This is a genomic window from Pectobacterium sp. PL64 (assembly GCF_022477975.1).
GTDB classification, from domain to species: domain Bacteria; phylum Pseudomonadota; class Gammaproteobacteria; order Enterobacterales; family Enterobacteriaceae; genus Pectobacterium; species Pectobacterium jejuense.
Genome location: NZ_CP092070.1, coordinates 203,813 through 222,048, shown reverse-complemented (window position 1 = coordinate 222,048; position 18,236 = coordinate 203,813). Strand labels below are relative to the sequence as shown.

Below are 18,236 nucleotides of genomic sequence, written 5' to 3'. Positions count from 1 at the left end.
TCACATATCCCGTGAACATCAACATCGCCATAACATTCTCCGGCAAAAATAAGGCCGTGGCACATTATATTTTATGTATTGATAATATATTGGAACAGGCTCCTTGAAGCCGCGTACCGACTGGCATTGCCCTTACTTAATCAACGTTGAAAAGCCGATTTTTCTGTGCGTAGAATGGTCGTTCGTGTTGTTAAAATAAAGAAACATTATGCAAGCCACCACCGTCACTCCCACTCTCGATGCCGAAGCGGAAGCACCACCCGTAAACTCACGCAATAAAGTGATTGTTGCGTCATTAATTGGCACCGCTATCGAATTTTTCGATTTTTATATCTACGCCACTGCCGCGGTGCTGATTTTCCCGCACATTTTCTTCCCACAAGGCGATCCGACTGCCGCCACGCTACAGTCGCTGGCAACCTTTGCGATTGCCTTTGTGGCTCGCCCGATTGGCTCGGCGGTCTTCGGTCACTTTGGTGACCGCGTCGGACGTAAAGTCACGCTGGTCGCTTCTCTGCTGACCATGGGGATTTCAACCGTTCTTATTGGACTGTTACCGACCTACGAAACCATTGGTATTTTTGCACCGATTCTGCTGGCACTGGCACGCTTCGGCCAGGGGCTGGGTCTGGGCGGTGAATGGGGTGGCGCAGCGCTGCTGGCGACCGAAAATGCCCCGTCCCATAAACGTGCGCTGTATGGGTCGTTCCCTCAGCTTGGCGCACCGATTGGCTTCTTCTTCGCTAACGGTACCTTCCTGCTGTTGTCCTGGCTGCTGACGGAAGAGCAGTTCATGACCTGGGGCTGGCGCGTGCCGTTCGTCGCGTCTGCCGCGCTGGTGCTGGTTGGTCTGTATGTCCGTATCTCTCTGCATGAAGCTCCCGTCTTTACCAAAGCGGTCAAAGCCGGCAAGCAGGTACGTATGCCGCTGGGCACACTGCTCAGCAAGCATATGAAAGTCACGATTCTCGGCACCTTCATCATGCTGGCGACCTACACGCTGTTCTACATCATGACCGTTTATTCCATGACGTACGGTACGACGCCAGAACCTAAAGGGCTTGGCTTCTCGCGTAACAGTTTCCTGCTGATGCTGATGATCGCGGTGATCGGTTTTGGTCTGATGGTGCCGGTAGCCGGCTATCTGGCGGATGCTTTTGGCCGCCGTAAAACCATGATTACTATCACCTGTCTTATGATCGTCTTCGCCATGCTGTTCCCTTATATGCTCGGTTCAGGTAATCAGGCGCTGGTGATGGGCTTCCTGGTGTTGGGTCTGAGCATCATGGGACTGACGTTCGGCCCAATGGGTGCGCTGCTGCCGGAGCTGTTCCCGACGGAAGTGCGCTACACCGGCGCGTCATTCTCCTATAACGTTTCGTCGATTTTGGGTGCATCGGTTGCACCGTATATCGCGGCGTGGTTGACGGCTAACTATGGCCTGTTCTACGTCGGCGTTTATCTGGCAGCCATGGCGTCGCTGACACTGATCGCACTGCTGGCAACCAAAGAAACGCGTCACCAGTCTCTGGGATAATGTCCCTTCAGTGGGGGCTACGGCCCTCACTGCACCTTTCCTTTTCACGATGTCACCACACCGCTCAGCCCCGCTCAAACCATAACCCCACGTTATTATCACTTTGATACATTTTCGCATTTACCACGCTAATCAAGTGAGGTATACCAACAAGCCTGTCGGTGTAACAAATCCGTTCAGTACAACAAATTCATTCGGTACAACAAATCTGTTCAGTACATACAACCAGATTGGGATGCAAAAAATGTTTTCAAAACATTATGAAGTTGAGGACAGCCATATCGACTTTCAGGGCGTCGTCGACGGTCTCTATTACCCGTTTTACATGGAGTGGACGCGCCATGCCTTTATGAAAGAGGCGCTGGGCATTGATATTGAAGAAGAGTTCAAGCAGGGAAAGATTTACATGGTGCTTGAGTACACTCTGCGCTTCCGTAAAAGCCTGCAAAAAGGCGATCAATTAGAAGTGACCTGCCAGTTGGAAAAGAACGAGAAACGTAATCGTGTCAATTTCGTTCAGCAAATCAAGGTTGGCGGCGTCCCTTACGCAGAAGCCACGTTTGTCGCTACTTGCCTGACCAATGGTCGACCATCCATGCCGGAAGCAGTAGTGAATGCGTTAGCGCTTTAAGCGTTCGTGTTGCCATGAGTTCTCTTCGTTAGCACACTCGACATATACGCGGGTGTGCTAATACAGAGATCCTGAATGTTGTAATGAGATATGTGCTTTCCTTTGAAATCATCCCCCCAATACGGTTCTTTCCCCCGCCATTTAAGCCAATAGCTCTGCGCCGCGAGTTTCACCAGCGATTGTAAAAGACCTCAATATCATCGAATATGGCAGCCATTACCTGTTTTCTGCTGCAAATGAGCGATGGCCTTGCAGTGACATCGCTGCGCAGAGACGGAACCAACGCATTGATTGTAGAAAATAATTAAATCATGGACTTATAGATAGTATGAAAATCGGTCTGTTTTACGGCTCAAGCACCTGCTACACCGAAATGGCGGCGGAAAAAATTCGCGACATTCTGGGCGAAGAACTGGTGGATCTGCACAATCTTAAGGATGTCGACCCTCAACGTATGGAAGATTACAGTACGCTGATTCTCGGCATCCCCACCTGGGATTTCGGTGAGATTCAGGAAGACTGGGAGAACATTTGGGGTCAACTAGCGACGCTAAACCTCAAAGGCAAAGTCGTCGCGCTCTACGGTATGGGCGACCAGCTTGGCTATAGCGAATGGTTCCTTGATGCGCTGGGCATGCTGCATGACCAACTGCTGCCGCTGGGTGTCACATTCATTGGGTACTGGCCGATAGAAGGCTACGAATTCACCAGCCCGAAACCGCTGACCGCCGACGGCAAACACTTTGTCGGGCTGGCGCTGGACGAGGTGAACCAATACGATCTCAGCGATGAACGGCTGGAACAGTGGTGCGAACAGATCCTGCAAGAAATGGCGTCACTGCTGTAAACCGTACGACTCAACAGAGATAAGCACGATGAAAATGTTACTCATAGCGGTCGCAGGATTGTTGCTTGCCGGTTGTGCTCAAACAGGCACAGAGGAATACGCCAGAAATCTGGGCGGGAAATGCGATGTGCCGCAGTATTACGCTATCGATTTCTCAAGGTTTGATGAGACAGCACAACAAATCGCGCATGCAACAGGCTGTGGCATCATCACCGATACCACGTTGACTGGCGCGATTAAACCGCATCCCGTCAAAGGCTATCTGACCCGGCGGGAAGCGGTGTTTATGGCGATTCTGGGAACGTCGTTGAAGGTGACCCAACAGGAACCGGATACGATTACCGTCGAGTAACATGTTCACGGATACCGTTGTGACCGGTATCCGCGAATATTGATATTTGTAGACGTTGAAATGGCTTAGCGCTTTTGTAACCAGCGGGTACGCGCGGCGGTATCAAGGAAACTCCACGCGACAAAGCGGCTTTGCTTCTGGCCTTGCGCCATATCTATCGTTCTGACCTTCTCCGCATCAACCGCTTCCAGCGCACGATAAATATCCGGCAGATTCTCTTTGCGTGACACCAGCGATGTAAACCACAGGCACTGACGGGCGAAACTGGCGCTCTCTTTGATCATCTGACCAATGAAAGCAGACTCACCACCTTCACACCACAGCTCATCCTGCTGGCCGCCAAAATTCAGCGGTGAGCGCTTATCCAGCCCCAGATTATGCAGTTTGCGCTGCGATCCCTGACGGGCATCCTCCGCAGACGCATGGAACGGCGGGTTACACATGACGGCATCAAACGAGTCGTTCTTGTGAATAATCCCTGCCAGTATCGCTTTGCTGTTCTTCTGACGACGCAGACGAATCGACCGGTTCAATCCAGGGTTCGCCTCAATAGTCTCATTGGCGGCTTTCATCGCTTGCGGATTGATCTCGCTGCCGGTAAAACGCCAACCGTACTCGCGATGTCCAATCAGCGGATAGATACAGTTGGCACCACAGCCGACATCCAGCACGGACGCATCGCGCGGCACCACCGAACGGTTATCTTCCGCCAGCAAGTCAGCCAGATGGTGGATATAGTCGGCGCGACCAGGAATCGGCGGGCACAGAAAGCCCTCTGGAATCGTCCAGTGCTCAATCTGATAAAAATGCTGCAACAGCGCCTGATTCAGCGTTTTTACCGCCTCAGGATTGGCAAAGTCCACAGACTCATCACCGTAGGCATTCACCTTTACAAACGGGATCAGCGCAGGATAGCTCTGTTTGAGCGCGGGGAAATCATAACGGTCGCGATGGCGATTACGAGGGTGCAGACCATTTTTTTGCACTGCGGGCTTAGTCATCAGTTATATCCAATCAATTTCAAAGCACGGCCAAACGATGACCGAATAAAAACCAGTCCAACGCGCGGCTATCTTGCCCAGTGTTTCTGCTGCAAAAGAATTTGGCGCAAGTGACGCCATTCGTCATCGCCCATGCTGTCCGATGCCAGCCACAGCTGTTGCTTGTCTTTACCGTTAACCGCTTGTAATGACAGTAATACGCCATTCTTCAGCAGCCACGGTCGTTTAACGATCTGCCATTCCTGCTGCCGCCAGTTCAGGGTCGTTTCGCTGAGCAGAACGATTTCCCCCTGTCGGGATTTAATATTCCGTTGGCTACGGATAAAACCGAACATCACCATCGTGACCAGGCATAGCCATAGCCACGCGTAGCCGTCCGGCCACGGTGCCAGCAGAATGAGCAATACTAATAGGCCATGCACAACCAATGACAGCAGTTGCATGCGCCAGGAAACGCGAAGGTCACATCGCCACTGGGCCACGATCTTTATTTCGCGTCTGAATAAGGGAAATCATGCGTTTCAGCTCTCCGTCCTCCGGTTCACCGTGGTTCATCAGCCAGTTGAATAAATCGGGATCGTCGCTTTGTAACAAGCGTACAAACGTGCGCTTATCAGTGTCATTAAGTGTGTCATAGTCATGCTCAAAAAACGGCATGATCGCGATATCCAATTCGCGCATACCACGGCGGCATGCCCAATGAATGCGTGATTTATTATCGATTTCCATATTTCATGTCCACCTTGTTATCGCTGCTTGCCGCTAGTGTACTCTGATTCCGGTAGCGGGTATCAACTAATAGTAACATTTTGACATAGTTTACCGGCGTGCGCCGCGCCGAGTGCGCTCATCAGTATCAGGATGTGCTCTCTAATAACGCAGCGTGAATAACCACTTGCAAACCCTGAGCGCTCTTTTACCATTAGGTCATTCGGGTATCGCCCTTAGCGCAGGATTGTACTATATGGTTAATCAACATACGGCTCATCAACGCCCTTTTGCATCACAACCCCCATTTGCTTCCGCTCAACTGGCCGCTACGCTCATCTCACTGGATGACTGGGCACTGGTCACGATGGTCGGGCCGGATACCGTCAAATATCTTCAGGGGCAGGTCACCGCAGATGTCGGCGCGCTGCCTGACGATGGGCACATCCTTTGCGCCCACTGCGACGCGAAAGGAAAAATGTGGAGCAACCTGCGTCTGTTCCATCACGGCGAAAGCTTTGCGTTTATTGAGCGTCGTAATCTACGCGACGCCCAGCTTAACGAACTGAAAAAATACGCCGTTTTCTCGAAAACAACCATCGCACCGGACGACAACGCCATCCTGCTGGGCGCGGCGGGTGCGGGCATCCGCGATCTGCTGGCATCTGTATTTAGCCAGCTTCCTGACGCTGAACACCCTGTTGTGCAGCACGAAGGGGCTACCTTACTGCATTTCGCCCATCCTGCAGAACGTTTCTTGCTGGTTCTGTCGCCTGAGCACAGTGCGTCGCTGCTTGAACAGCTCGGCGATAAAGTCAGCCTGAATGACAGCCGTCAATGGCTAACGCTGGATATTGAAGCAGGTCAGCCCATCATTGACAGCGCAAACAGTGCGCAGTTCATCCCGCAAGCGACTAATCTACAGGCATTAAATGGAATTAGTTTCAGCAAAGGGTGCTATACCGGTCAGGAAATGGTCGCTCGGGCAAAATATCGTGGTGCCAACAAACGTGCGCTTTATTGGCTAGCGGGTAAGGCAAGCAAGGTGCCGCAGGCGGGGGATGACCTCGAATTGCAGCTCGGTGAGAACTGGCGTCGTACCGGTACGGTGTTGGCAGCCAGCCAATTGCAGAACGGTGACGTGTGGGTACAGGCGGTGCTGAATAACGATCTTACCGCAGAGAACGTTTTGCGCGTCCGTGAAGATGCCGACAGCCAGCTCACGGTTCAGCCGCTGCCGTATGAAATAACGGATTAATTCGACGAGTAATACCACGCATGAGCCAGTCTGGCTCATGCGTTTTATGCAGGCTCAGATATAAAGATAAATAGCCAGAAAGTGGCAGACGCTGCCGCCCAACACAAATCCGTGCCAAATCGCGTGATTATACGGAATGCGCTTGCAGGCGTAGAAAATCACCCCCAGCGTGTACACCACGCCGCCCACCGCCAGCAGCGTCACGCTCCCCGCCGCCAGTTTCATCACCATCTGATAAATCACCACCAGCGACAGCCAGCCCATCACCAGATAGGTAATTAACGATAGCACTTCAAAACGGTGAGCAAACGCCAGTTTGAAGATCACGCCCAACAGCGCCATGCTCCAGATGACGACCATCAGGCCATGCGCCAACGGCGAATTCAACCCAACCAGCAAAAACGGCGTATAGGTTCCGGCAATCAACAGATAGATGGCGCAGTGATCGAATTTCTTCAGCCACGGCTTAATACGCTGAGACGGGATCGCGTGATACAGCGTCGATGCCAAAAACAGCAGAATAATGCTGCCGCCATAGAGGCTGTAGCTGGTAATCGCGACGCTGCCAGCGTCATTGTTGACCGCCTGCACCAGCAATAAAACCAGCCCCACAATCCCGAAAATCACACCGATTCCATGGCTTATGCTGTTCGCAATTTCCTCTGCCAGAGAGTAATCCGGCATGTGTTCATTTTTTGACATCAATCGATTCCGCAGTATTCAACAGTACACGTCGTGTGCTGACGTTATCCACCTTGCCTTTCCCATTTTCATGCAGGGACGCAGGTGCAGGTGCTTAACCTTTGAGCAGATTAACTGAGAATAGTTTCAGTGTACACGTGTAAGCTAAAATATTTACACTCACCTGATTTCCGGTTTTCTCTCTCACTGAGCGTGTAATCATTCATGTCAATCTCGGGCGACATCCCCTACAATGATCGACGTTGATATCTCCCTGTTTTTTGAAGGGCTCTGCCGTTGTTACCGGTTATTCGCGTTAACGGTCATCCGGTTCTGACGCTCACAGCGCCTTCCTGTAGTTTTCGCTACATATCGTTTTGGTTTTCGCTACATATCGTTTCACTGCATGATTTTTACTGCATCGTGTTCACTGCAAGAGGTAAGTTTTTCATGTCATCTGCCCCATCTACTCTGAATTTCGGTTCCATGACCGATGTCTTCGGCTTTCTGATAGAAATCGATAAATTAAAAAGCGTGCAGCGCCGTAACAAAATTATCGGCAGCGAACGTCACGAAGATTCTGCCGAACACAGCTGGCACTTTGCCGTCGCAGCAATGGCGTTGGCGCCTTATGCCGGTGAAGGCGTGGATATCCAGCGCGTGATCCAAATGGCGCTGATTCACGACATCGTCGAAATTGATGCGGGCGATGTGCTCGTTTACGATCTTTCCGCTCGTCTGGCGATTCACGATCAGGAAGTCGCCGCCGCCGCCCGTATTTTCGGCCTGCTGCCCGAGCCACAGCGTCAGCAATTCCACGATCTGTGGGAAGAATACGAAGCGAATGAAACCCCCAGCGCCCAGTTCGCTCTGGTGCTTGACCGCGTCATGCCGATGCTGATGAACCTGTCTAACGGCGGCCAAAGCTGGGTAGAAAACGGCATCCGTCTGGAACAGGTTCTTGACCGCGCCGAGTTCATCTCCACAATCAACCCAGAACTGTGGCAATACCTCCAGCAACATCTGGAAGACGCCAAAGCCAAGGGCTGGTTGCTATAATTCGGTTTTCCCGCTAGACGCCCCGTCGCCGGGCATGCACGTCAGGAGAGGGTGATGTCTTTAAAAACAATCGCGAATAACCTGGGTTTGTCCGTGGCGGCGGTGAGTCGTGCGTTGAACGGCCATAGCGATATCTCCGACGCCACGCGCCAGCGTATTCAGGAAGAAGCGGCGCGCATTGGCTACCGCCCCAATACCCACGCACGCCGTCTGAAAATGGGCAAAAGCAACGCCGTTGGTCTGGTCTATCCCTACGCCTCTTCACTGAGTAACGATATCTTTTTTGAGATGATTGGCGCGATCAGCCGCAAGCTGGCACAGCATGAAGTCGATTTTCTCCTGCTGGCTGACGAGCAAGACGCCTGTCAGGGTGCCGCCAGATTGATCGCCAGCCGCCGTATCGATGCGCTGATTGTGGCGCATACGTGCGAGCAGGATGCACGACTGACGTTACTGCAACGCCACAACGTGCCTTTTCTGGCGCTGGGTCGAAGCCAGCTTCCCCATCCTTACGCCTGGTTCGATTTTGACAACCGCGCAGGTATGGCGCTGGCAACCGAACACCTGATCGCGCTTGGGCATCGCCGTATCGCCATGTTAAGCGAAGATCACCCGCAGGCGTTTATCATGCAGCGTCGTCAGGGCTATCGCGATGCTCTGCAACACCACGGCCTGCCGTTTCACGATGCCTATCTGCGCTGTGTGAACCCCACGCGCCGCGCGGGCTATCAGGCCATGCTCGATCTTCTGGCGCTGCCTGAACCGCCCACCGCGATGGTGATGGACGGCAACGTCTACGGCGACGGTGCCGTTGCCGCATTGCAGCAGGCGGGGCGGCTTTCTGGTTCACACCCTATCGCATTAGTGATGTATGACGGCCTGCCACAGGACAGCCTGACCGACATCACCGTGACCGCCATCGAACAGGCGACACGCGAGCAGGTTGGCGAACAGATTGCCAGCATGATGCAGGCGCTGATCGCGGGCGAAGCCGTAGAAAACTTGCAGGTGCTATGGCAGCCAACGTTACGCCTCGGTAACACGAGTTTTCCCGCCTAATCTATCCCGCTCTCTGCCACATTTCATAAAGCCACCGGTTGGTTTGCGACGCCAGCCGTCAGCGAGATGATCTTCACATCCCCATCGCAACCTTTTTCCATTTTCTAACGATTATTTTAACAATATCACATTTCTTAAACGTTTAAGTTGATGACTTAAACGTTTAAGTTTTCACTGAGATCCACTATTCGTAATTTGGAATCCTCCTCATGATGCGTGATATTGTTCAATTAACCAGCGCACAGTGCGATGTCATCGTACGCTGCGCCCCAGCGGCGGAAATTCTCTACTGGGGACCACGGCTGCGCGGTTTTTCACCAGAAGATATCGTTTCTCTGCAACGCCCCGTCGCTAACGGTCGTCTGGATGTGGATCTTCCTCTGACGCTGGCGATGGAATACGGGCGCGGTCAGTTCGGTTCGCCGGGTATTGAGGGGCACCGCTCAGGCTATAACGCCGCGCCGATCTTCACGACGACGCAGGCTGACGTTCAGGGCAATACGCTCACCATCACGGCGGAAGATGAACTGGCAGGGCTACGCCTGATCAGCGAACTGCGTCTGGATCCGCAGACCGACATCCTGCAACTGCGCCACACGCTAGAGAATCTGCGTGCGGATGCCTGGCAAGTACAGCGCCTCGCCGTCACGCTGCCCATCCCGGAACGAGCGAGCGACGTCATGGCATTCCACGGCCGCTGGCTGCGTGAGTTTCAGGCCCACCGCCTCACGTTGCAGCATGGCGGTTTTATTCAGGAAAGCCGTCGGGGCAGAAGCTCCCATGAATATTTCCCCGCCTTTATCCTCGGCGAGTCCGCGTTCAGCGAACAGCGTGGATCGGTATGGGGTGTGCATTTAGGCTGGAGTGGCAACCACCGCCTGCGTGCCGATATCAAAACGGACGGCCGTCGTGTCGTCCAGGCGGAAGCCCTGTATCTGCCGGGCGAAATCACGCTGGCGCAGTCGGAATCCCTCACCACGCCGTGGGTCTACGCCGCCTTCTCCGATGCCGGTTTAAACGGCATGAGCCAGCGCTATCACACCTTCTTGCGCCAGTCCCTGATCCAATTTTCCGGCGATAAACCACGCCCGGTACACCTCAATACGTGGGAAGGGATCTATTTCGATCATGACCCCGAGTACATCATGCAGATGGCGAGCAAGGCCGCCGACGTCGGCGTGGAGCGCTTCATTATCGATGACGGCTGGTTCCGTGGGCGTCACCACGACCAAGCCGCGCTCGGCGACTGGTATCTGGACGAGGAAAAGTACCCTAACGGGCTGATGCCAGTGATTGAGCACGTCAAAGCCTTAGGGATGGAGTTCGGCATTTGGGTCGAACCGGAGATGATCAACCCCGATTCCGACCTGTTCCGCGCCCATCCTGACTGGGTGCTGCAACTGCCCGGCTACGCACAGCCAACGGGTCGCTACCAGTACGTGCTGAATTTAAACCAGCCCGAGGCCTTTGCTTATCTGCTGGAGCGGCTGAGCTGGCTGCTGGGCGAACACCCGGTCGATTATGTGAAGTGGGATATGAACCGCGAGCTGGTGCAACCCGGCCATGAAGGGCGTCTGGCCGCCGATGCGCAAACTCGGCAGTTCTATCGTCTGCTCGATACCCTGCGCCAGCGCTTTCCTCATGTCGAATTTGAATCCTGCGCCTCCGGTGGAGGACGCATCGACTACGGCGTACTGGAGCGTACCCAGCGCTTCTGGGTGTCGGATAACAACGACGCGCTAGAGCGCCAGACTATCCAGCGCGGCATGAGCTACTTCTTTCCACCAGAAGTCATGGGGCAACACATTGGGCACGCTCGCTGCCACGCCACCTATCGGCGTCACACCATCGCCTTTCGCGGCCTGACGGCTCTGTTCGGCCATATGGGCATTGAGCTGGATCCCGTGAAGGCTGACGACGACGAGCTGGAAGGCTATCGCCACTACATCCAGTTGCACAAAACGCTGCGCCCACTGCTGCACAGCGGCACCACCTGGCGGGTCGAGATGCCGGACGATACGGTGCAGGTCACCGGCGTGGTGAGCAACGATCGGCAACACGCCGTTTTCCAGGTAGCTCAGCTACGTATGCCGGATTATTCGCTGGCGGGGACGCTCCGCATCCCCGGTCTACAGCCTGACGCACGCTATGAGGTCACGCTGCTGGACGGCCCGGAAATCAAAACGGTGCGAGAAGGCGGCGGCACTATGCGTGAGCTTCCGCCCTGGTTACGTCAGCCGATCGTGGTTTCCGGTGATTGGCTGATGCAGGCCGGCCTTGCCCTGCCCGTCCTGACGCCGGAAACCGCGATTCTGGTCGCGCTTTCCGCAGTGCCGGACACCGCTGGCAGCTAGCTTTTTTGCTGTATAGCAATCATGGGACACCAACACATAACCACACACCGATACCCTAAATAATTCGAGTTGCAGGCAGGCGGCAAGAGAAGGCATCCCGATGAGCTTACTCAAGTAAGTGATTCGGGTGACTAAGCGCAGCCAACACACCTGCAACTTGAAGTATTGACGGGTATACCCTCCAGGGGGAAAGTAAGATGCCTACAACCTCGTGCTACTACAAAAATAACCGTAACTTCTGGATTTTCGGCGCGTTCTTCTTTCTTTATTTCTTTATCATGGCAACGTGCTTTCCGTTTTTGCCAATTTGGCTGGCGGACGTTATCGGGCTCAACAAGACCGATACTGGCATCGTTTTCTCCTTCCTGTCGTTGTTCGCGATCCTGTTTCAGCCTTTCCTCGGCATCCTGTCCGATAAGCTGGGTATGAAGAAGCACCTGCTATGGGTGATCTCGGTGCTGTTGCTCTTTTTTGCCCCTTTCTTTCTGTATGTCTTCGCACCGCTGTTAAAAATCAACGTGATACTGGGTGCTTTAGTCGGTGGTTTGTATATCGGGTTCTCTTTCAGCGCGGGAGCCGGAGCCATTGAAGCCTACATCGAACGCATCAGCCGACAGCACCACTTTGAGTACGGCAAGGCGCGCATGTTTGGCTGTTTTGGCTGGGGAATTTGCGCCTCAACGGCGGGTATGCTGTTTAACATCAACCCCGATATCGTGTTCTGGATGGGATCCGGCTCGGCGATTATCTTGATTGTGTTGCTGTGTCTGGCGAAGACGGAAAGCAACCCGACTGCCGCCGTCATGGACTCGCTCGGGGCTAACGCTTCGCCTTTTAGTGTGAAGCTGGCGTTAGGATTGCTGGCCAACCGTCAGTTCTGGCTGCTGGTGCTGTACGTGGTCGGCGTCGCCTGTATTTATGACGTCTACGATCAGCAATTCGCTAATTTCTTTAAATCGTTCTTTAGCTCGCAGGAACAGGGCAACCAGATCTTTGGTTTTGTCACCACCGCGGGGGAAGCTGCAAATGCGCTAGTGATGTTCTGTACGCCTTGGCTTATTAACCGGATCGGCGCTAAAAATGCGCTTCTGGTGGCTGGCACGATTATGTCGATCAGGATCTTGGGCTCGGCCTGTGCCACGTCCGTCACGGAGGTGATCATACTGAAAATGCTGCACGCCTTTGAAGTGCCGCTGCTGCTCATCGGGATTTTCAAATACATCGCCAATACGTTTGATTCGCGCCTGTCGGCCACGATTTATCTGGTGGGCTTCCAGTTCGCCAAGCAGTTTATGGCGATATTCCTCTCCTCCGCGGCGGGCAATCTGTATGACCGCATCGGCTTCAACCAGACTTACCTTATTCTGGGCGGCATCGCGCTTACCTTCACTGCAATCTCTGCCTTTACGCTGTCATCGTCACGTAGCTCGGCGGGGATGAGTTCTCAGGCTGCGCATTAACATTATCGCGCCCCATCGGTTTAATACCAACGGGGCACGATATTACTATTTCACATCTCGCAACGCCGTTTTATCCACATAAGGCTTCATGATGCCATCCGCCTCTTTTTGTGCGGCAGCAGCGGCGTCATCGACCTTTTTCGCCGGATCGTTTAGCAGCGCCGCCAGCTGATTTTCCATCGCTTTACGTACTGCAACCGTTTCATAGGTGGCGTACCACGGATGGGCGTATTGCAGCTGTGACAGCGCAATGGCCGCACGCGGATCTTTCGCCAGATAGTCCTTCATTTCTGGCAGATCGTAGGCCGCCATGCGCGGGGCGAAGTAGCCGGTAAAACGACTCCAGTTACCGCTCACTTCAGGGCTGACCAGATAGTTCATGAATTGCCAGGCCGCTTTCTTCTGCTCTTCGGAAATCCCTTTGAAGCTCACCAGACTTGCCCCGCCGATGGTCACGCCACGACGCTCTTTTTCCGGCATCATCGCCACACCAAGCTGGAAATCTTTGGTGTTTTCACGCATAAAGCCCAGCGCGCCGGTACTCAGCATCGTCATGCCCAGCTTGCCGGAGAAAAACGCGGCGCTGATCTGTTTGGAATTCAGCACGCCAGCGGGCATCACTTTGTCGCGATACACTAAGTCGCGCCAGAACTGGAGTGCGCCTTTGGTCGAGGCGGTGTTGTAATACACTTCGCCCGGATAGTCGGCATTGTAATACGCCCCGCCGTTGGCTCGCGTCAGCGCAGACAGCATCCAGCCGCCGTAGTCATCGTTCGTGGACGGAATCATGATGCCCCACTGCCCTTTTGCCGGGTCAGTCAGTTTCTTCGCGACCGTAATCACTTCATCCCAGTTTTTCGGCGGTTCGTTGAAACCGGCCTTCTTCAGCATGTCTTCGTTGTAATAAAGGATCGGCGTCGAGTTGTGGAACGGGATCGCGTAAGTTACGCCCATCACCTGCGCGTTCTGATGCAGCGCGGGCCAGAAATTTTTAGTCAGGAAAGGCGTGGCCTTTTCTTTGCCGTATTTGAACAGCTCGTCCATCGGCAGAATTTCATCTTTGATGACCAGATCGGCAGTGAAGTTTGCCGACATAATTACCAGCGCGGGAGGATCGCCCGCTTTAGCAGCGGCTTCCGCTTTCACCTTCGTCGTGTCGTAATTGCCGGTGAAGATCCCGCGCACTTCAACCTGATCCTGCGATTGGTTGTACTCCTTGATGATGCGCGTCATTTCCATCGTCAGCTTGCCATCAACCGGCGCGGGAAACATGAAATCGATACTCTCTTTCGCCAACGCGGGGCCGGACATCAGCAAGGCTATCGCCAGCGCCATCATACGGGGCTTACGCATTTCTTTTCTCCTGGGATAAATTACGGGCGGTTTGCCCGGAAAACCAATGACAATCCTGCGGTGAAAAATGAAGCACAATGGAGGCGCCGACATCCGGCACGACATCGCGATTTGGCCGACGGTAGCGAATATTTCCCAACGGCGTATCCACATGGATCAGATACTCCGCACCAAACAGCTCCCGTTGCTTCACCGTTCCCGACAATGACAAGTCGCCGTCTGACGCGGCGTGTTCGGTAATATGCTCAGGGCGAATACCAAGCAGCACACTGGTCAGTGAACGCGTTTCTTCACTGGCGGGCAGCGCCACAGACAATGCCTGTAGAAATGCTTGCCCATCAGCACAAGGCAGCGTCACCATATTCATCGCGGGCGTGCCGATAAATCCGGCGACAAAGACATTCGCGGGGTGAGAATACAGCTGCTCTGGCGTGCCAACCTGTTGCAGCACGCCACGGTCGAGCACCGCAATTCTGTCCGCCATCGTCATCGCTTCGATCTGATCGTGCGTGACGTAAACGGTGGTTGTTTTCAACTGCCGATGCAGATCCATAATGCCGTCCCGCACATCGCTGCGCAGGCGGGCATCCAGATTCGACAGCGGCTCATCCATCAAAAACAAGCGCGGATCGCGCACGATCGCCCGCGCCATTGCTACACGCTGACGCTGACCGCCGGACAGTTTTCCCGGCTTACGTTTCAGGAGTGGCTCAAGCTGAAGCAGGCTGGCAACGCGCTGCACGCGCTGTGGATACTCCGCTTTCGGCTCACCGCGCATCCGCATCCCGAAAGTGATGTTTTGCTCGACGGTCAGGTGCGGAAACAGCGCGTAGTTCTGGAAAATCATCGAGAAATTGCGCTGCTTCGGACTCCACGTCGTAATGTCGTCGTCACCCAGCAGGATCTGCCCATCGCTCACGTCTTCCAGACCGGCCAGCATACGCAGCAGCGTACTTTTTCCGCAGCCAGACGGCCCGACCAGCACCAGAAACTCACCGTCAGCGATATCCAGCGAAAGCGACGCCAGCGCCTGCATGTGCTCGAAGCGTTTACTGATATTACGTAACTGAATCACGGCCATTACGCATCCACCGGGCAGCTGATACGCGGATCGTAGAGGTAAGGTCCAGGATACGAGGTGATCGACTGGCTGTAGCTCACCAGCCCGGTGACTGGCACATAGCGGTGCATGACCACGCTGGCGGGTTCCAGGTTGTAGTACGACGTATCGTCATAGTAGAAATACGGTACCTGATGGACGGTACCCGGCACGGTGGCGATAATCGCCTGCCGATGCTGCGTCATAATCAGGCGGTGCGTATGTCCACAGAAGATCCGCGTAAGCTGCGGGAAACGCTCGATCAGCGTCAGCAGCTCACTCCCGTTTTCGCAGGCGATCCGATCCATGTGCGCCGATCCCAGAGGAAGAGGCGGATGGTGCATGAAGATCGCCGTTTCGCGCGTTGAGTGATCCTGCAATTGCTGCTCCAGCCAGCCCAACGTGGACGGCGTCAGCCAGCCTTTCGCCTGCCCGGCCAAACTGGTGTCGATGAACAGCAGGCGCATCGGGAAGTCATCCACCGCATAGCGGATGTTCTCTGGATCATCGCCCAATTGCGGGCAAAGCGGGCGCATCGCATTGAGGAAATGCTGCTTATCATCATGATTGCCCGGAATCACGTACATCGGGTAATCCAGCATCTGCAATACGCGCTGTGCCACCTGATACTCCTGCGGGCTTCCGCAGTTGACGATGTCGCCGCTAATCACCACCGCGTCCGGCCGCTCGCTCAGCGCGTTTAGCTGGTTAATGACCTTGGCGTTTTCTCCGTTAATATCAATAAATTCATAGAGCTTGCGCCCCTCACTGCGAAAATGCAGATCGGAAATTTGTGCCAGCAACATAACTACCACCTCATCGTTATTTCGCCCGTTGGCGATTCACTTAATGCCCGAGAAGCCGAAGCTGCTCAGGAACTGCTTCTGGAACACCACAAAAGCCACCATCAACGGCAGGCACACCAGCAGCGTACCCGCGCAGATCAATCCCCACTGCCCCCCGGACTCCGCGCCCATAGCAAACGACACCAGCCCGATGGTCAGCACCTGTTTGTCAGGGTCATTGAGCACCATCAGCGGCCAGAGATATTCGTTCCAGTGGTAGGTAATGCTGACCGTGGCAAAAGCCAGAATCGACGGCCAGGTCATCGGGATCAGGACGTGAAATACCACCTGCCACCAGCGACAGCCTTCCATCAACGCGGCTTCTTCAATCTCTTTGGCGATATTGAGAAACGCCTGACGCATCAGGAATACGCCAAATGCCGAGGCGAAATACGGCATCATCACGCCAGTCAGAGTGTTAAGCAGGCCGAGCTGTTTGAGCGTCATCATGTTTGGCACCATCATGACGACGGGCATGATCATCATCTGAATCAACAGCAGGTAGAACAGCAGCGTTTTGCCGCGAAACTCGTGGTAGGCAAAGATGTAGCCCGCCGTGGTGATCGTCACCAGCTGTACCAGAAACGTGCCGACCGCAAAGATCAGCGTGTTGGTGTAAAGCCGTAACCAGTCGGCGCTATCCCACGCATCGCGGAAGTTATCGAGCGTCAGCGGGAGACGCGGCAACAGCGAGGCCATGTCCACGCCAAAGCTGCTGGTGCTGACGGAAGAAGACAGCATCCAGATAAACGGGCTGACCCACAGTAACGCGGCGCAAATCAGCAGCAGCGGCAGCGTGAACCGCGTCGTAATGCGCAGCGGATGACGATTGGCAACGCTGCGGTTAGCAACATGCCGAACGTCAACGCTTAGGTTCTCAACATTCGGGCGATCAACGCTCGGATTTTCAACGTTCATAGTGCGCCCCTTTCTCCAGCACTTTCAGATTCATAATGGAAAAGGCGAACAGCATCGCCAGCGTCAGGAAGGTCGCCGCAGAGGCTTTGCCCAGATCGTGCGTGTCATTCGCCAGATCCTGGATGTAATAGAGCAGCACAGTCGTCGCATTATTCGGCCCGCCGCGCGTCATCACGGCAACATGGTCGATTTGGGTAATGGCGTAGATAAAGGCGATGGTGACCACGAAGGCGATGGTTGGCCGCAGCAGCGGCAGCGTGACGTAGAAAAACACCTGACGCCGTGAAGCCCCTTCCATCAGCGCCGCCTCACGTGCAGAGGCTGAAACGGCTTGCAGACCGGCGAGAAAAAACAGCATGTAGTAGCCAGCGAATTTCCAGATGCCGATGATGCTCACCGCCACCAGCGCACTGTCGCTCATGCCGAGATAGTTGTTGTTCACCGGGCCGAATACTTTCGCCAGATAGTAATCCAGCAGCCCCAGCCCCGGCATAAAGATGAACAGCCACAGCGTCGCGGCACTCACCAGCGGAATAATCATCGGAAAGAAGAAGGCGGTACGCAGCCAGCGGTTAACGCGCGTGTTTTCCCACAGCAATACCGCCAGCAACAGCGCCAGTAGCACGCCGGGCACCACCGTCATCAGGATATACAGCACATTGTTCAGCAACGCCTGCCAGAACACTGCGTCCTGCACCAGACGTACAAAATTATCCATCCCGACAAACAGCGGCGTATCGGCATTCAGCCGGGTGTCATACAGGCTGTCGATGACCGAGCGCAACAGGGGGAAATAGGTGAAGGCAAGCAAAAAAACCAGCGTCGGCAACAGCACAAGATAGGGAAAGCATTTTGCACGCATAACTCAAAGGTCGCTCAGTGTGAAACACAGAGGCCTTACCCTAGAACGCTAGCGTGTCAGTGGGGCGTCAGTTTAATGACAGTTTGTTTTCGGGTAGGGAAAATATGCCTGCGAACGATTCATCTGCGTTTTGACAGGTGATTTGCGGGAAGGCTCGAAGTCCCTAAAAATACGGCTGGGAAGAGTGACTGACTTTGCTGTATCATTTTTAA

At 54.3% G+C, this 18,236-nt stretch carries 18 protein-coding genes; 9 read left to right on the top strand and 9 right to left on the bottom strand.

From position 1 onward, the window contains the following. Positions 1–208 precede the first annotated feature (208 nt). The 4 genes from HP572_RS01045 (at position 209) to HP572_RS01030 (ending at position 3,367) form a co-directional block, all read left to right on the top strand. Entirely contained in the window at positions 209–1,537 is a 1,329-nt protein-coding gene (locus tag HP572_RS01045; protein WP_039534583.1) for an MFS transporter, read from the top strand. Positions 1,538–1,781: 244 nt separating this feature from the next. Beyond that, the gene (locus HP572_RS01040) at positions 1,782–2,168 is read left to right on the top strand and encodes a thioesterase family protein (protein ID WP_039282122.1); all 387 of its coding nucleotides are present in this window, start codon (positions 1,782–1,784) and stop codon (positions 2,166–2,168) included. 328 nt (positions 2,169–2,496) lie between these two features. After that, a complete protein-coding gene (gene fldB, locus HP572_RS01035; RefSeq protein ID WP_240584534.1) occupies positions 2,497–3,015 on the top strand; it encodes a flavodoxin FldB in 519 nt (172 codons plus the stop codon). A gap of 28 nt (positions 3,016–3,043) precedes the next feature. Next, a complete protein-coding gene (locus tag HP572_RS01030; protein ID WP_240584533.1) occupies positions 3,044–3,367 on the top strand; it encodes a hypothetical protein in 324 nt (107 codons plus the stop codon). A 65-nt stretch (positions 3,368–3,432) separates the two neighbouring features. On the opposite strand, the gene rlmF is transcribed toward HP572_RS01030, so the two are convergent. From rlmF to sdhE, 3 genes are all read right to left on the bottom strand, one after another. Continuing rightward, on the bottom strand, positions 3,433–4,368 hold the full coding sequence (gene rlmF / locus HP572_RS01025; protein ID WP_240584532.1) for a 23S rRNA (adenine(1618)-N(6))-methyltransferase RlmF: 936 nt from the start codon (positions 4,366–4,368) through the stop codon (positions 3,433–3,435). A gap of 68 nt (positions 4,369–4,436) precedes the next feature. Then, on the bottom strand, positions 4,437–4,850 hold the full coding sequence (locus HP572_RS01020) for a protein YgfX (protein WP_039275532.1): 414 nt from the start codon (positions 4,848–4,850) through the stop codon (positions 4,437–4,439). Further along, on the bottom strand, positions 4,831–5,097 hold the full coding sequence (sdhE, locus tag HP572_RS01015; protein WP_005971623.1) for an FAD assembly factor SdhE: 267 nt from the start codon (positions 5,095–5,097) through the stop codon (positions 4,831–4,833). Before sdhE ends, HP572_RS01020 begins: the two co-directional genes overlap by 20 nt. Positions 5,098–5,332: 235 nt before the next feature. Here sdhE and ygfZ point away from each other — a divergent pair, with 235 nt between their 5' ends. Beyond that, positions 5,333–6,334, top strand: coding sequence for a tRNA-modifying protein YgfZ (gene ygfZ, locus HP572_RS01010; RefSeq protein ID WP_240584531.1), 1,002 nt, complete (start codon positions 5,333–5,335; stop codon positions 6,332–6,334). 54 nt (positions 6,335–6,388) lie between these two features. Here the strand turns inward: ygfZ and HP572_RS01005 are convergent, their stop codons facing one another. Next, positions 6,389–7,036, bottom strand: a complete 648-nt coding sequence (locus HP572_RS01005; RefSeq protein ID WP_240584530.1) for a hemolysin III family protein — start codon at positions 7,034–7,036, stop codon at positions 6,389–6,391. 429 nt (positions 7,037–7,465) lie between these two features. Between HP572_RS01005 and HP572_RS01000 the strand changes: the two genes are divergently transcribed. From HP572_RS01000 to HP572_RS00985, 4 genes are all read left to right on the top strand, one after another. Continuing rightward, positions 7,466–8,074 (top strand): HD family hydrolase, encoded by a 609-nt coding sequence (locus tag HP572_RS01000; RefSeq protein WP_240584529.1) that lies wholly within the window; start codon positions 7,466–7,468, stop codon positions 8,072–8,074. Positions 8,075–8,128: 54 nt separating this feature from the next. After that, positions 8,129–9,133, top strand: a complete 1,005-nt coding sequence (locus tag HP572_RS00995; RefSeq protein WP_240584528.1) for a LacI family DNA-binding transcriptional regulator — start codon at positions 8,129–8,131, stop codon at positions 9,131–9,133. Between the two features lie 209 nt (positions 9,134–9,342). Beyond that, on the top strand, positions 9,343–11,487 hold the full coding sequence (locus HP572_RS00990) for an alpha-galactosidase (RefSeq protein WP_240584527.1): 2,145 nt from the start codon (positions 9,343–9,345) through the stop codon (positions 11,485–11,487). Positions 11,488–11,684: 197 nt separating this feature from the next. Next, on the top strand, positions 11,685–12,947 hold the full coding sequence (locus tag HP572_RS00985) for an MFS transporter (protein ID WP_205553502.1): 1,263 nt from the start codon (positions 11,685–11,687) through the stop codon (positions 12,945–12,947). 45 nt (positions 12,948–12,992) lie between these two features. Here the strand turns inward: HP572_RS00985 and HP572_RS00980 are convergent, their stop codons facing one another. The 5 genes from HP572_RS00980 to HP572_RS00960 are packed head-to-tail and all read right to left on the bottom strand — an operon-like array spanning position 12,993 to position 18,024. After that, a complete protein-coding gene (locus HP572_RS00980) occupies positions 12,993–14,300 on the bottom strand; it encodes an ABC transporter substrate-binding protein (protein ID WP_240584526.1) in 1,308 nt (435 codons plus the stop codon). After that, positions 14,293–15,381 (bottom strand): ABC transporter ATP-binding protein, encoded by a 1,089-nt coding sequence (locus tag HP572_RS00975; RefSeq protein WP_240584525.1) that lies wholly within the window; start codon positions 15,379–15,381, stop codon positions 14,293–14,295. Before HP572_RS00975 ends, HP572_RS00980 begins: the two co-directional genes overlap by 8 nt. Continuing rightward, on the bottom strand, positions 15,381–16,205 hold the full coding sequence (locus HP572_RS00970; RefSeq protein WP_095993674.1) for a phosphodiesterase: 825 nt from the start codon (positions 16,203–16,205) through the stop codon (positions 15,381–15,383). Before HP572_RS00970 ends, HP572_RS00975 begins: the two co-directional genes overlap by 1 nt. Before the next feature lie 36 nt (positions 16,206–16,241). Beyond that, positions 16,242–17,162 (bottom strand): carbohydrate ABC transporter permease, encoded by a 921-nt coding sequence (locus tag HP572_RS00965; RefSeq protein WP_240584524.1) that lies wholly within the window; start codon positions 17,160–17,162, stop codon positions 16,242–16,244. Continuing rightward, a complete protein-coding gene (locus HP572_RS00960; protein WP_240584523.1) occupies positions 17,152–18,024 on the bottom strand; it encodes a carbohydrate ABC transporter permease in 873 nt (290 codons plus the stop codon). Before HP572_RS00960 ends, HP572_RS00965 begins: the two co-directional genes overlap by 11 nt. Between the last annotated feature and the right edge of the window lie 212 nt (positions 18,025–18,236).